Source organism: Streptomyces sp. NPDC104106 (genome assembly GCF_055584345.1).
The window spans coordinates 594,579-607,515 of record NZ_JBVJMF010000003.1 but is presented as its reverse complement, the minus strand read 5'-3'; the positions used below and the strand labels follow the sequence as shown (position 1 = coordinate 607,515).

Genomic DNA, 12,937 nt, shown 5'->3' with positions numbered 1-12,937 from the left:
CATGACCGCCACCACCCTCGTGAAACAGCAGGCGGGCCCGCGGGCCGCCGGCGCGGCGCGCGGGCGCCGCAGCCGGCGGCGCGCCCGGCTGGTCGCCCTGCTCTTCGTCTTCCCGGCGCTGCTCCTGCTCGGCGCGCTCGTCGTCTACCCGGTGCTGTTCTCCGTCGGCCGCAGCTTCTTCGACGCCTCCGGCACCCGGTTCGTCGGCGCCGGCAACTACACCGAGATGTTCCGCGACCCGGCCACCCTGAAGGCCGTCCGCAACACCGCCATCTGGGTCGTCGTGGCCCCGGCCCTGCTGACCGGCCTCGGCCTGATCCTCGCCGTGCTGGTGGAGAAGGTCCGCTGGGCCACGGCCTTCAAGCTGCTGCTCTTCATGCCGATGGCGGTGTCCTTCCTCGCCGCCGGCATCATCTTCCGCCTCGCCTACGACGAGGACCCGAACAAGGGCGTGCTGAACGCGGCCGTCGTCTCCGTCCACGGCGCCTTCGAGGACACGTCGGCCTATCCGACGGCCCGCGGGCGCGCGGGCCTGCTGGCCCAGGGCCGCGATGGCTCCTGGACCACGACGGCCTCGACGGGCCGGTCCGTGGCCCTCCCCATGGTCGGCGTCCTGCCGGGAGACCTGCCGAAGAACGCCTCCCCCGCCTACCCGGCGGCCGCGCAGAAGGCCGCCCCGGGAGAACTGCGCGGAGTCGTCTACCTCGACTTCACCCCCGGCGGGGGTGGCCGGCCGGGCAAGGTCGACCCCAAGGAGAGCGGCCTGCCCGGCATGACGGTCCAGGCGGTGCGCGACGGGCGGACGGCCGCGAGCACGACCACCGCGGCCGACGGCTCCTTCCGCTTCTCCGGGCTCGCCGCGGGGTCGTACACAGTGACGCTGCCCGGGTCCAACTTCGCCCAGCCCTACCAGGGCGTCTCCTGGCTCGGCCCCGCCCTCGTCACACCGGCGATCATCGGGGCGTACCTGTGGATCTGGACCGGCTTCGCGATGGTCCTCATCGGCGCCGGGCTCTCGGCCCTGCCCCGGGACGCCCTGGAGGCGGCCCGCATGGACGGCGCCAACGAGTGGCAGATCTTCCGCCGGATCACCGTGCCGCTGCTGGCTCCCGTGCTGACGGTCGTCTTCGTGACCCTCGTGATCAACGTGCTGAAGGTCTTCGACCTCGTCTACATCATCGCGCCCGGGCCGGTGCAGGAGGATGCCACCGTCCTCGCGACCCAGATGTGGCTGGTGTCCTTCGGCGGCGGCAACAACCAGGGGCTCGGCAGCGCCCTCGGCGTCCTGCTGCTGGTCCTCGTCATCCCCGCGATGGTCTTCAACGTCCGCCGGTTCAGAAGGAGTCAGCGATGAACGCGGTCAGGAGATGGCTCGGCAGCGGCCTGGTACAGGCCTTCCTGGTGGTGATCGGCCTGGTCTGGCTGACCCCGCTCGCGGGCCTGTTCGTGTCCTCCCTGCGTTCGGCGCAGGACACCGCGAAGGGCGGCTGGTGGACGGCCCTGACGAGTCCGGGCCAGCTGTCCTTCGACAACTACTCGGCGCTGCTGAAGAACTCCGGCATGACGCAGGCCTTCTGGAACACGGTGCTGATCTCGGTGCCCGCGACGGCACTCGTCGTGGTCATCGCCGCCCTCGCCGGATACGCCTTCGCCTGGCTGGACTTCCCGCTGCGCGAGCCGCTGTTCCTGCTGGTGGTGGCCCTGCTGGTGGTGCCGGTCCAGATCGGTCTGCTGCCGGTGGCCAAACTCTTCGGCGCGCTGGGCCTGTTCGGCACGATCCCCGGTGTCGTCCTCTTCCACGTGGCGTACGGCCTGCCGTTCGCGGTGTTCCTGCTGCGCAACTACTTCGCGGAGATGCCGAAGGAGATGCTGGAGGCGGCCCGGATGGACGGCGGCAGCGAGTGGCGCATCTTCACCCGCCTGGTACTGCCGGTCGGCCGGCCGGCGATCGCCTCACTCGCCATCTTCCAGTTCCTGTGGGTCTGGAACGACATGCTGGTCGCGCTGCTCTTCGCCGACAGTGCCTCCCAGCCGCTGACCGTGGAACTCCAGTCGCAGGTCCGCCAGTTCGGCAGCAACATCGACGTACTCGCGCCGGGCGCGTTCTTGTCCCTGATCGTGCCGGTGGTGGTGTTCTTCGCGTTCCAGCGGCACTTCGTGCAGGGCGTGATGGCGGGATCCGTGAAATGAGGGGCGACGGGAACCGAAGTCCCCGTCGCGTGGGATCTGGACCCTGCGGGGACGGCTGTGGTCAGTGGCCGCCACTCGGTGGCTCGCAGCCGGTGCCATCGGGGTAGCCGCCGAAGGCATCCGCCTTGGTGGAGTCACTGCTCATCGTGCCCTCCACACACCAGGGAGAGGCGCCGAGGTCGATGAGGAAGCCGACCCCGGTGGGACCGTCCTGGTACGCCTGCACCTTCCCGCCGGAATAGCCGAGGCCGGTGAGCGCGCCGCGGACGCTGTCCGGGGCGAAGTCGCCGCGCCGGCGCAGCGGTTCGAGTGCCTTCCTGACGCGTCCGACGGCCGTGATCCCGTCGCAGCGGCTCCGGCCGTGGAGCGGGATGGGAACTCTGAAGCCGTGGTTCTCGGCGTAATGGTCGGTGGGCGGCACGGTCGAGCTGGGGGTGGCTGCCGCCGTGGGCGGCGTCGGCTTGGGGCTCTCGCCGGGGCAGGGGAAGTCCGCTGGTGCACTCGGCGTCGAAATGCCGGTCGGCGTTGGATGCGAACGCCGGTAGGCATCGGCGGCATCCCCCGCCCGCTGCGTTCCGCAGTTCGGCCAGCGCCTCCCGCACCCGCAGGGAACCGGCCGCACGGTCAGGCGGGGCTCCTGAGCTCCCGGGGCGGCCGCTTCGTCCCCGACCTCCCGTCGTATGAAGCGCCCCGACCACCGCGCCGACCCGGTCCAAGTGGGCGTGCAGCGCCGAGGCGGCCTCCGTCAACCTGGCGGCGAGCGGCTGATCCATGGACACCAAGGCGAGTTCGCCGAGGGCGTGGGCCGGACTGAGCGCCTCGGTCACGCACGCATCCAGAAGTTCCTCCTTGTCCGAGAAGACGCGGAAGATGGTGCCCTCCTCGATGCCTGCGGCCCGAGCGACCTGGCGTGTCGTCACCGCGCTGCCGTGTTCGATCTCGGGGGGAAAGCGCAGCACGAACGATCATCTCCCTGCGGCTGTCGGGATCCATCGCCGGTGCTCTTCGCCGATTGGGTGCTGTCGCCATGGAGGTACGTGTCGGAGTGAGCACTCACTCCGGTCAGACGCGAGCGTGCCCACACCCTATTCATCGGTGCACCGCTGCCGACGATGTCGAGCCGGGAGTGGTTCATCCGGCAGGGTGCGGCGTTTCTCACGAGGCGCCGTCGGCAGTCCCGTACCGGAATCGCTCGAAGATCACGTAATATCCAGCTCGAATTGACCAATTGCCGCAGTTGTCCATTCAGTTGGAGAAATCTCCACCCTCGACCAAGGGTGGCTGCGGCATGGGGGAAAGAAGAAACCAAGATGACGTCATCCAGTCTTCGCCGACGCGTCGCCGGAACCGCAGCCACCGTTCTTCTGATCGGTGCGGGTGCCCTGGTGACCGCCCCTTCGGCGGCGGCCAAGGCCAACCTGCTGTCCATCGACAAGGTGTCGATGCACACCCTCGGGCTGCAGGTCAAGGTCACCTACTCCTGCGACGTCGGCATGGACCACGAACTCGTGGCCAACGCGACGACGCTCAACCACAGCCCGCACGACCAGTCCCTCGCCGCGGGCACCGTCAAGAAGGACCAGCTGGTCTGCGACTACCACGACCACGTCGCGCTGGTGACCCTGCGCCCGGCGGCGGGCTCGCACTTCGACAAGGGGGACAAGGTCAAGGTCACCGTCTTCTATTTCGACAACGACGGGTTCAGGTACGGCGACGAGGAGCGGGTTGCCGTGCTCTAAGGACGGATTGGGCCCCGGCGGGCGGCGCGCGGTCAGCAGACCGGGCCATACGCCGGCCGGGGCGGCCTCTCCCCCGTTCCACCTCACCCTCGTCGAGCACCTGCGCGGCGATGCGCGTGAACATGAGCCGGCCTGGCTGAAGGTGGCCGCGCTCACCGGGTGCCTGAGGGTCGACGCATGGCGTGGATTCGCGCGCGGCGGACGAAACGGTGTCCTGCAGCCGCTGCTGCGGCAGCTCGCCTGATTTCCGCCAGGCCCTGGAGCAGCCCCGCCGAACAGGGCCTCTTTCCGTCTCGTCGTCACGGGCGGCGGAAGCGGTGGACACACGCACCCTGCGCTCACCGCGGTGCGCACCCTACAGGCCCGGCTCGCCAGCGATAGCCGGGCACTCGACACTCGCGTTGAACGCCTCCTCGTCCTTGCCGATAGCGCTGGGGGGGCGGTTTTTCATGTACAGGCCGAGCTTCGGCCGAACGCTGCCGCTGGCGATCTCGCGGAGAACTTCGAGCAGGGAGGCGTCCCGCGCGAGGACGGCCTGCACCCAGTCGAACAGCTTCAGGGTGAGCTGCCAGGCGCGCGGTGGCCGGTGCGGTCGAGGCCGAGCTGCCGCGGGGCGACGATCACCGGCTCATTGACGGCTCGCCTCCCCCTCCAGGTCAGCCCGGCCGAGCGGACCGTGGCCGCGTCGGCGCCCCGCTTGGCGACGCGGGCGCGGCGAACGGCTGCGGCAGCACGGCCGGGGCAGACGGTCAGGACCTGGTGGACGATGCGACTCCCCCCGGTCTTGAGGACCTGGCCGAGCGCGGTGACGGCCTGCCCCGGTGCCGGTCTCGGACCAGTTGGAGGCAGGTCCGCGGGTAGTGGACGCCGACACCGATGCTGCGGGCGTTGAGCTGCGCGAACACCTCGTCACGCTGCGGGACGGGTGCCTGGCACAGGTGTGCACGGATCGTTCGGGGTCGACGTCGATCGGGCCTACGATCGAGCGCCGGTAGGCACACCACAGGATGCCGCGGATGCTCCGTCTGCTCGAAGTACCGGAGCTGGGCGACACCGGGCATCCGATGCTCCGGATCTCGGCGGCTTCATGCGGATCCCATGGGCTGACGACCCACCCTGGCCACAGGTGAGGTTCTCGATCGGGCCGACGGAGTAGCACGACCCGAAGGCGGCGGGGCCGGCCTCTTGCAGTGACCGAGCGCCGTCCCCCGTGCTCTCCTGGCCGGTGAGCGCAGGGACGACGTTGCAGCTTGCTGGTCACATACCGGGACGGCTGGTGGGGTGCGGGGGGGCAGGGCGGTGCCCCGCGCCGGTGAGGCGCCCTCCAAAGCGCGCCGTGCGGTCCGGTGACGACTCATGGCGCTCCTGGCCTTCGACGTCGCGGCCGGCGCCTGAAGCCCGGTTGCCGGCGGCCACGGCACGCGCCCTCGCGGCGGGGGTCAGGAAGACGGCGGCCGAGGGGTGACGGCGCTCGAGTTCCGGCTGCTTCCCAACTCCCAAGGTAGCGCCGGGACTTCGCCGCCAGCTCCGCGAGCATGACCACGACGTCGGGCTGTGTGACGGAGGTGCTGACGAACGTCATCGACCACCTCGGGTTGCCCCTGCGACCGTACGCGTCATCGATGTACCCCGACACGACCGACCGCGAGACGGCCTGGTGTGAGCTGGCGGGGCGAGCGGACCCCCTAACACGGCCAACCTCGCGACACCCGCACCGACACGCTGCGCCGAGGGGTAAGGGGGAGGCGAGAGATCATCCCTACGGCCTAATCGTATTTCAATCACACTTCTTGGACGGCTAGTTGGCCTTCCTCATCCCATGGCAAGCATGGCGTTCGGCGCCACGATTGCCCCAATCGGCCCCTTAGGGCCCATCTCCCGGAATTGCCGACTTATCAGCTGAAAGTACTTTTGATCTCGGGCCGACTGACACGTCGGCACCATGAGAGACGAGACAGGAGAAGCGACATGAAGGTCGCCCGTTCAACCATGGTCACCGCTGGAGTCGCGGCCGCCGCGGCCCTCACCGCGACCGGCATCACCTACGCCTCGGCCGCCTCCGCTCCGGTCCCCGAGGCGGCCCCGGTCACCGCCGTCGCCGCTCCCGCCCCGCGCGGCGGCGACAGCGGGCAGAGCAAGGGCAACAGCAACAGCAACAACAGCAGCAACAACAACGGCAACGAGAACTGGGGCAAGGGCAACGAGGGCAAGGGCAACGAGGGCCGAGAGGGAGGCGAGGAAGGCGAGCGCCGGCACCACGAGGGCCGCATCGAGGTCAACGAGCGGTCCTACTCCGCCCACCCCGGCGACTGCATCACCGTCGTCAGCGGCCTTGGCGCCAAGAGCCTGAACATCCGCAACGACAGCCGCAAGACGGTGGAGGTCTTCCGCGGGGCGGTCTGCGACAACGGCGCTCCCATCGCCACCGTCGGCCCCCACAGCGAGAGCAACGGCGTCCGCCCCTGCCCGACCGAGGGCATCGAGGTCGACGACGGCGTGGTGGCCAGCTTCCGCGTCGTCAAGCACCACCACCACGACGACGAGGACGACGACTAATCCGGACCCGACCGTATGAAGGGAAAGCCCCGGCCCGCCGCAATCGGGCCGGGGTTCCCTTCCCGGTCATTGTCCGACAACGCCGCGCCGTGCACACCCCGCCAGGCCGGACGCCGGCCGCCTCAACCGGCGCCCGCGCCACCGCCCGCGCCGTCACCGGTCCGCCCGTTCCGGTGATTCCCGCCCGCACACTCCCCGTTGGCGTACGCCCCCGGGGCATGGCCGCCGCTTCCTTCCCGGCGTTCCCCCATGCCCGAACGGGTGAACAGGGGCGCGAGCGGCATCCTGGCGGCGTGCACGGCACGGCGACCACCCACGGCCCGACCGGCCGCCGAGCCCCGAGCGCCGCCCCACGGCCCCGCCGGCCCACGCGTCCGGGCGGCGCCCTTCGTATCCGCTGCACCGCGAGGTGAGCGAGGTGAGCATGCACCTGGTGGAGGACACGAGCGACGACACCTACGTCCTGGACATCCTCGACATCACGTTGACCCCAGCCCTGCCGTGGCTCGGGCGCCAGGTTCGCTGGGAGATGAGCGGCCGTCTCAAGGAGGCCGTCGACCTGACCCGGGTCACCTGCAACGTGATCATGAAATTCGGTCCGGTGAAGATGCTGGACAGGAGCTACCGGCTGCCCGATCTGCTGGCCCGCATGGGCACGCGGCTGTCGGGTGACCCGAATCTGCCCGCCGGGCCGTGGAAGCAGACGTGGAACCTTCGGCTTCCCGAGACGGTGCCGGTGGCCCGGCACCGGATCCGCCTGCGCGCACGGACGGGGAACGGGAAGAACTTCCTGGCCCTGGACATCCCTCTGGACTTCAGCCGCAGATTCCGCCCGGTCAGGACGGCCGACGGCAGCCCGCCCGTCTTCGTCGGCTGAGCAGGCGAGCAGGCGAGCAGGGGCGATCGAGATCGGCGGGCCGCCAGGGCTCAGGGGCACCGACTCGGGGCGACCCGGGCCGGTGGGAATGCGTGGGGCAGCACCGCCGAATCCTCCCGAACATGGCAGGTGCCGACCCGCCCCGCCGACAGGGCCACCACGCCGGTGCACCCCATCCCCGCCCACGGCCACCCCGCCGATACGATCGCCGCACCGAGACACTTCGTCCGGAGTGGACGCGGTCAGCCCGCCGGATCCCCTTTGAGCTGGAAGGCGCGGCTACCGCCCTCAGCTGCCGCACCGTCCCCCGTCATCCGTTCACGGGCCCCGATGTAGGGACCGAGTGGGGTTGGCCGCACGAACGAGCCGTCGGCGCCCCCTCCGCGGACAGCGGGGCATCGCAGTGGGTCACGCGTGTCTCTCTGGTCCGCGTGTGATGTGTGGTGTGGCGGCGTCACGGCTGCTCAGCGGCTGGGTGGGAGGGGCAAGCACGAGGTAGGTGAGAACCGCGCCGACTCCGCGCGTGTGCGCCGCCGAGGCGACCAGGGCCTCTGGCGCCTGGAGCGCGAGGACGAGGGCTCGGCCGAGGCGGAACGCTTCCTGCTCGACCAGTACGGCGGCCTCACTCTCTTCGAGGTCGGCATGAACGCTTGGAGAAGCAGTGCCGTGACCCGCGGCCGGTAAGGTGTTGCGGGGCGTGTTTCCCGGCGGCCGGCCCATCCCCACCGCCGGTTGCCGCCCAGTCCGATACCGGGCTCACACCTCAGGGATGAGGAAGACGCCGCCGCTCGGCATGCGACGCGCGGAGGCGGCTCGGGAGACCATCGCTATAGGACAAGGACTGGCCTATACCCCGCCTATCGTCGCTTCTGGCAATCAACATCCGGCGGAAGGATCGTGATGTCCGAGCAGACCAGCGCCGCGCCGACGGGCTACACCACCGTTGCTCCCTGGGTCGTCACCGACGACACGGGTGCATTTCTCGAATTCGTCTCCCAGGCGTTCGGGGGTGAAGAGCTGGCGCGAGTGCCGACCGAGGATGGTTTGATCGGCCACGGCGAGATCCGAGTCGGCGATACTGTCGTGCTGGCCTTCGACCGACACGCGGACTGGCCCACCATGCCTAGTCTGCTGCGTGTGTTCGTCGCCGACGCGGACCAGGCGTTTTCGCAAGCCGTCGCAGCTGGCGGCCACGTCGTCACGCCGCTGGCCAACGACGCCTTCGGGCAGCGCGGAGGCCGTATCATGGACCCGTTCGGCAACATCTGGTGGGTCGTCGGCCGCGTCGAGGAAGTCTCCGCGGACGAGATGTGGAAGCGGCTGCAGGACCCCGTGTACGCCGAGGTCATGCGCGTGGCTCAAGAGACGCTCGACGCCCAGCTCAGCGGTCGAGACCATGGCCGCAGCAGTGCTCCCGTTCTCAGGACGCAGGACTTCGAGGGGCAGTAACGAATACGCCGTTCGTCCGCAGGTGGCACCGCTTGGAAAGTTTGGAAAGCGATGACAGCGCTCAGGGGAGAGGGGCCGGGCGACGATGCAGGCGTCAGACGTTCCGCGTGCGGTGGCCGCAGCCATGTCGATCGCCTCATCGCTTGGTCTGGCAGTCGACGACGCGATCGTTCTTCACGATTCGAACAAGCTCACTCTGCGTCTGCTGCCTTGTGACGTCCTGGGCCGGGTGGCACCTGTAGCGCATCAGGTCGCACAGTTCGAAATCGAACTTGCTCAGCGGCTCGCCGGATCCGGTTGCCCTGTGGCTGCTCTTGAGCCTCGGGTGGAGCCGCGGGTCTATGAGCGCGATGGCTTCGTGGTCACGCTATGGAACTATTACGAACCCATGCCCGTTCGAGAGGTCTCACCCGCCGACTACGCCGATGCGCTCGAGCGGCTGCATGCCGGCATGCGCGAACTCGATGTTCCTGCGCCCCACTTCACCGATCGAGTCGAGCAGGCGCAACACCTCGTGGCTGACCGCGATCGCACTCCGGCGCTCACCGACGCGGACCGGGGGCTGCTCGGTGACACGTTGCGACGCATGAGGCGGGTGATCGGCGAGCGCGGTGGAGCCGAGCAGCTGCTGCACGGCGAGCCGCACCCGGGCAATGTCCTCGCCACGAGGAACGGGCTGCTGTTCATCGACCTTGAGACGTGTTGCCGTGGGCCCGTCGAATTCGACCTCGCCCATGCGCCCGAAGAAGTCAGCGCGCAGTATCCAGGTGCCAATCAAGACTTGCTGCGCGAGTGCCGGATCCTCGTGCTGGCGATGATCACGGCGTGGCGCTGGGACCGAGGCGACCAACTCCCGAACGGGCGTCGGCTGGGCGCGGAGTGGCTCGACCAGATCCGAGCAGCGGTTCGGACTCCGTCGAGCCGAGGCGAACGTTACTCGGGTTGAACTCGTGGCGTCCGTCAGACGGTGACGGTTCTTGATCGTTGCGGTACGACGTCGTCGTGCGGTATGCGCATGGGGGGCTGACGCCCAGGGACAGGAGGAGCGGAGCCGGTGCGCCTGAAGGCGGCTGACCGGTTCGCTCGTGGGGAGAAGGCCGAAGCCGTCGCCCGGGACCTGCGGATGTCAGCGCGGTCGGTGCGGCGCTGGCGGCGGGCGTGGGAGCAGGGCGGCGTGGACGCGTTGCGCTCGGCGGGGCCGGTTTCGAGGGAGCGGCTGACTCCTGCGCAGTGGAGCGGCTGGAGCAGGAATACTGCGCGGTCCGCTGACGCACGGCTTTGATGACGAGTTTCAGCGCTGGTCGCTGAAGCGGGTCAAGCTGCTGATCGAGCGGATGTATCACGTCGGCTACACGATCCAGAGCGTGCGGAAGCTGCTTCGAGGACGAGACCGGCCAGGGGCTGAGGCCACCGAAGGGGCACACCTGGGCCCCGCGCGGACATCGGCCGGTGGTGCGGGTGCGCGGCCGCGATCGCGGCCCGGTCAACATCGCCGGAGTGGTCCGGTATTGCGCCGGACAACGGTGCCGCTTTCTTCTTCAAGCTGCACATCTGGCACGGCGGCCATGGCGAGCCGAAGGCGTTCTCCTGGCGTCAGTACCGCGATCTGATCGTGATGACCCACGTGCAGCTCGGCACGCCTTGGGTGGAAGAAGATCCAGTACCGGCCCCATCTGTTCGACGGCCGCCTCCCGCCGACCGGCCTGATCACGGACGACGATGCACGAGATCACCGGAGCCCACGAGTCCAACCTGAGTAGCCCTGTACAGTCAAAGCGCATTCTCTCCGCCGCAAACACATCGACTGTTGGGGACGGTTGTGCTCATCCCTCATCGAAGGAGCATGACGGATGTCGAACTCGCTGAACGCATCAGCTCTTGGCTCACGGGCAAGCGGTTCATCGCTGATACGTCCTTTGTCCGGGATGACCTGATTGTTGTCCGGGCGCACCAGCCGTCGACCTGGAGACGAGAACTCACCGAGCCATCCGTTGAGGTCAGCTTGCGTGCCGCAGCCGGTGGCACCGACGTGGGCGTCCGTCTGGTCAGGGCCGGGGGTGCCATGTGGGTTGCCCGCTATCTCACCTACTCGTGGGTGGCTCTCGGTTATTCGTTCTATACCTTGAAAAGGGACATCGAGTCGTTCGCTGCGCAATGCGTCAACGGACAAACCAACGCGTCTGCCTCCCTGAGGTTCCTGGACACCGTGGAGACCGACCGGGTCGAATGCCCCATCGGTTCTGACCTCCGCCGAGTCGACAACCGGGACAGTGACACCCAGGTGACTCGCACGGTCAAGGCCAGTCGACACTGGCGTCAAACGTGCCAGCTGCAACTGGAAGACGCGAACACCGACAGCGTCGGAGTGGACCTCAATATGGTCGACCTGGCAACCTTGAAAGCCAGTGCAGAGTCCACTCTCCGTCGCCAGTACTCCCTTTCAACGGAGATTGACCAGATTTTCGAAGAAGAGGTCACTCTCGTGGTCCCCGCCCGTGCCATTCTGAACTTCTCCATGGACTGGAAGCGCATAGTTCAACGCGGCTACGCACGATTCCAGACCCCGACAGGACAGTTTGTCCACGCTCCCTTCGAGGTGGACTTGGGCATCACGTTCGATCAGCGCCAGTACTGACGCCACAGGGGGCGCATGCGCCGCCGCCGACCTCGCGCACCTCACCCGCGCGATCAAGCAGAACCGAAGAAGATCCGGTGCCGGCCCCACCTGATCGACAGCTTTCTGCAGCCCCCCGGTCCGACCATGAACGACGACGCGATCAGCTCACCGGCCTCCGCGAGTTCAGACTGAGTACCAGGGCGCGACCGAAGATTCCTGGAAGTCTTCGTCGGGACCACAACCACACGCGGTCCGTTGCCTCATGGGATGAACCTCACCTCCGGAAACGCCGGGCACGGGCCGTCGAGCAGGTGCTCCCTGTGGTGCCGCAGATGAAGGTCGAAGAAGGCGAGCGGGTACGCCTGCTGGATTCTCACCGCCCGGGCGGGATCGAGGGTGCCGATCCAGCCCTGAAGGTCCGCGGCGCTCATCCCGACGGCCGGCGCCAACTGTGGGATCAGAAACTGGACATCGCAGTACGACGAGTGCACCGCGCCCTGCGCCTGGATGTTGAGCCGCCATCCTCGCAGGTGCGACCAGAACTCGGCGACGCTCGACTGCGTGGCCCGGGGGAAGTCCGCAGTCATCATCATGAACGGCCGGTCGAGGTCGGTGGCGATCATCGGCTGCATGGGCCCGTCGAAGCTCAGTCCGGCCCGGACGCGCCGGTCCTCGCTCATCACGAAGGCGGTCGCCGTCGCACCTTTCGACCAGCCGAACATGCCGATGCGCTGCGGATCGGGGGCGCCGAGCAGTCCGGTCGGCAGCGGCCGGTGTTCGGCGTCGGGGTTGCGCCCGGCAGCGAGGTCCTCCACGCAGTCGAGGACGAACCGGATGTCCGTGGCGAAGTCCGCTGGTCCCAATGCGTACCTGCGGTCCATGAGCGGGACGATGACCCGGCCGTCCGGGAACTCGCTGAAGGCGTCGTACGTATGATCCACCGTGACCACCACGTACCCGTGGCTGGCAAGCTCCTGCACCACGATGGTGGTGTCCGCCCGGTGATCGTGCGCGCCGTGCGAGAAGGCGACGACGGGCAGCCGTCCGCCCGTTCGCAGGACCGGGGCACCCTCGTGGCCAGCCGTGAGCGGTGCCACCGCCACGTCGGCCGGAAATCCCGCCGACGTGAGGAGCGCCCGCGCCACGGCGGGGGTCGTCCACTGGGCCAGTGGATACCGTTCGACGCCCCGGGCGGGATACCAGACGGCGGCCATCAACTCGCGTTGACGGCCGGGTCCGGCCACCGGGTCGGGACGGGAAGCGTCGACGAGGTGCAGGGGCACCGTGCCCACCGGGTGCGGTCCGGTGGGCACGGGCAGGGTGAGCTGCACCGGCCCAGGGGTGTTCGGAGCGGCCCACGCCGGGCGTGCGGCGCCGATCGGCACGGCGGCCCCGGCTGCCAGCGCGGCTCCGAGCATGCGGCGGCGTGTCATTCCGTCTCGGTTCGTGAACGGCGCGGTTGTCACGGGCCCTCCCGGGGCTTCTGGGCAGAGCCGGGCAGTGCCCCCG

Annotated in this window: 13 protein-coding genes and 2 pseudogenes; 11 read left to right on the top strand and 4 right to left on the bottom strand. The window is 68.9% G+C overall.

The features are described 5' to 3' along the window. Position 1: 1 nt before the first annotated feature. Together ACZ60X_RS10200 and ACZ60X_RS10195 are read left to right on the top strand one after the other, a co-directional pair. Positions 2-1,354 (top strand): carbohydrate ABC transporter permease, encoded by a 1,353-nt coding sequence (locus tag ACZ60X_RS10200; RefSeq protein WP_469595769.1) that lies wholly within the window; start codon positions 2-4, stop codon positions 1,352-1,354. After that, the gene (locus ACZ60X_RS10195; RefSeq protein WP_469595767.1) at positions 1,351-2,190 is read left to right on the top strand and encodes a carbohydrate ABC transporter permease; all 840 of its coding nucleotides are present in this window, start codon (positions 1,351-1,353) and stop codon (positions 2,188-2,190) included. The genes ACZ60X_RS10200 and ACZ60X_RS10195 overlap by 4 nt, the downstream gene beginning before the upstream one ends. Before the next feature lie 61 nt (positions 2,191-2,251). Here ACZ60X_RS10195 and ACZ60X_RS10190 read toward each other — a convergent pair whose 3' ends face one another. Next, entirely contained in the window at positions 2,252-2,611 is a 360-nt protein-coding gene (locus ACZ60X_RS10190) for a hypothetical protein (RefSeq protein ID WP_469595764.1), read from the bottom strand. A gap of 451 nt (positions 2,612-3,062) precedes the next feature. Further along, a pseudogene (locus ACZ60X_RS10185) lies at positions 3,063-3,110 on the bottom strand (hypothetical protein); the annotation flags it as partial. Positions 3,111-3,575: 465 nt separating this feature from the next. On the opposite strand from ACZ60X_RS10185, the gene ACZ60X_RS10180 reads away from it, so the two are divergent. Beyond that, positions 3,576-3,929, top strand: coding sequence for a hypothetical protein (locus ACZ60X_RS10180; protein WP_469595762.1), 354 nt, complete (start codon positions 3,576-3,578; stop codon positions 3,927-3,929). Positions 3,930-4,284: 355 nt separating this feature from the next. Here the strand turns inward: ACZ60X_RS10180 and ACZ60X_RS10175 are convergent, their stop codons facing one another. Further along, positions 4,285-4,470 (bottom strand): hypothetical protein, encoded by a 186-nt coding sequence (locus tag ACZ60X_RS10175; RefSeq protein ID WP_469595760.1) that lies wholly within the window; start codon positions 4,468-4,470, stop codon positions 4,285-4,287. Between the two features lie 1,427 nt (positions 4,471-5,897). Here ACZ60X_RS10175 and ACZ60X_RS10170 point away from each other — a divergent pair. From ACZ60X_RS10170 to ACZ60X_RS10135, 8 genes and pseudogenes are all read left to right on the top strand, one after another. Further along, positions 5,898-6,485 (top strand): hypothetical protein, encoded by a 588-nt coding sequence (locus tag ACZ60X_RS10170; RefSeq protein ID WP_469595757.1) that lies wholly within the window; start codon positions 5,898-5,900, stop codon positions 6,483-6,485. 424 nt (positions 6,486-6,909) lie between these two features. Further along, on the top strand, positions 6,910-7,362 hold the full coding sequence (locus ACZ60X_RS10165) for a hypothetical protein (RefSeq protein ID WP_469596008.1): 453 nt from the start codon (positions 6,910-6,912) through the stop codon (positions 7,360-7,362). Positions 7,363-7,887: 525 nt separating this feature from the next. Beyond that, on the top strand, positions 7,888-8,046 hold the full coding sequence (locus ACZ60X_RS10160) for a hypothetical protein (protein ID WP_469595755.1): 159 nt from the start codon (positions 7,888-7,890) through the stop codon (positions 8,044-8,046). Between the two features lie 216 nt (positions 8,047-8,262). Beyond that, positions 8,263-8,811 (top strand): VOC family protein, encoded by a 549-nt coding sequence (locus ACZ60X_RS10155; protein WP_469595753.1) that lies wholly within the window; start codon positions 8,263-8,265, stop codon positions 8,809-8,811. Between the two features lie 85 nt (positions 8,812-8,896). Next, the gene (locus tag ACZ60X_RS10150) at positions 8,897-9,757 is read left to right on the top strand and encodes a phosphotransferase enzyme family protein (protein WP_469595750.1); all 861 of its coding nucleotides are present in this window, start codon (positions 8,897-8,899) and stop codon (positions 9,755-9,757) included. Positions 9,758-9,865: 108 nt separating this feature from the next. Next, entirely contained in the window at positions 9,866-10,093 is a 228-nt protein-coding gene (locus tag ACZ60X_RS10145) for a helix-turn-helix domain-containing protein (RefSeq protein ID WP_469595747.1), read from the top strand. Next, a pseudogene (locus tag ACZ60X_RS10140) lies at positions 10,062-10,148 on the top strand (hypothetical protein); the annotation flags it as partial. The gene ACZ60X_RS10145 and the pseudogene ACZ60X_RS10140, both read left to right, overlap by 32 nt. Before the next feature lie 506 nt (positions 10,149-10,654). After that, entirely contained in the window at positions 10,655-11,446 is a 792-nt protein-coding gene (locus ACZ60X_RS10135) for a hypothetical protein (RefSeq protein ID WP_469595745.1), read from the top strand. Between the two features lie 242 nt (positions 11,447-11,688). Here ACZ60X_RS10135 and ACZ60X_RS10130 read toward each other — a convergent pair whose 3' ends face one another. Continuing rightward, positions 11,689-12,861, bottom strand: a complete 1,173-nt coding sequence (locus ACZ60X_RS10130; protein ID WP_469595742.1) for an alpha/beta hydrolase family protein — start codon at positions 12,859-12,861, stop codon at positions 11,689-11,691. Positions 12,862-12,937 lie beyond the last annotated feature (76 nt).

Bases quoted from the DNA above. Each gene is read 5' to 3' on its own strand.
- ACZ60X_RS10200 (WP_469595769.1), top strand. From the start codon at position 2: ATGACCGCCACCACCCTCGTGAAACAGCAGGCGGGCCCGCGGGCCGCC.
- ACZ60X_RS10195 (WP_469595767.1), top strand. From the start codon at position 1,351: ATGAACGCGGTCAGGAGATGGCTCGGCAGCGGCCTGGTACAGGCCTTC.
- ACZ60X_RS10170 (WP_469595757.1), top strand. From the start codon at position 5,898: ATGAAGGTCGCCCGTTCAACCATGGTCACCGCTGGAGTCGCGGCCGCC.
- ACZ60X_RS10165 (WP_469596008.1), top strand. From the start codon at position 6,910: ATGCACCTGGTGGAGGACACGAGCGACGACACCTACGTCCTGGACATC.
- ACZ60X_RS10155 (WP_469595753.1), top strand. From the start codon at position 8,263: ATGTCCGAGCAGACCAGCGCCGCGCCGACGGGCTACACCACCGTTGCT.
- ACZ60X_RS10150 (WP_469595750.1), top strand. From the start codon at position 8,897: ATGCAGGCGTCAGACGTTCCGCGTGCGGTGGCCGCAGCCATGTCGATC.
- ACZ60X_RS10135 (WP_469595745.1), top strand. From the start codon at position 10,655: ATGACGGATGTCGAACTCGCTGAACGCATCAGCTCTTGGCTCACGGGC.
- ACZ60X_RS10130 (WP_469595742.1), bottom strand. From the start codon at position 12,861: ATGACACGCCGCCGCATGCTCGGAGCCGCGCTGGCAGCCGGGGCCGCC.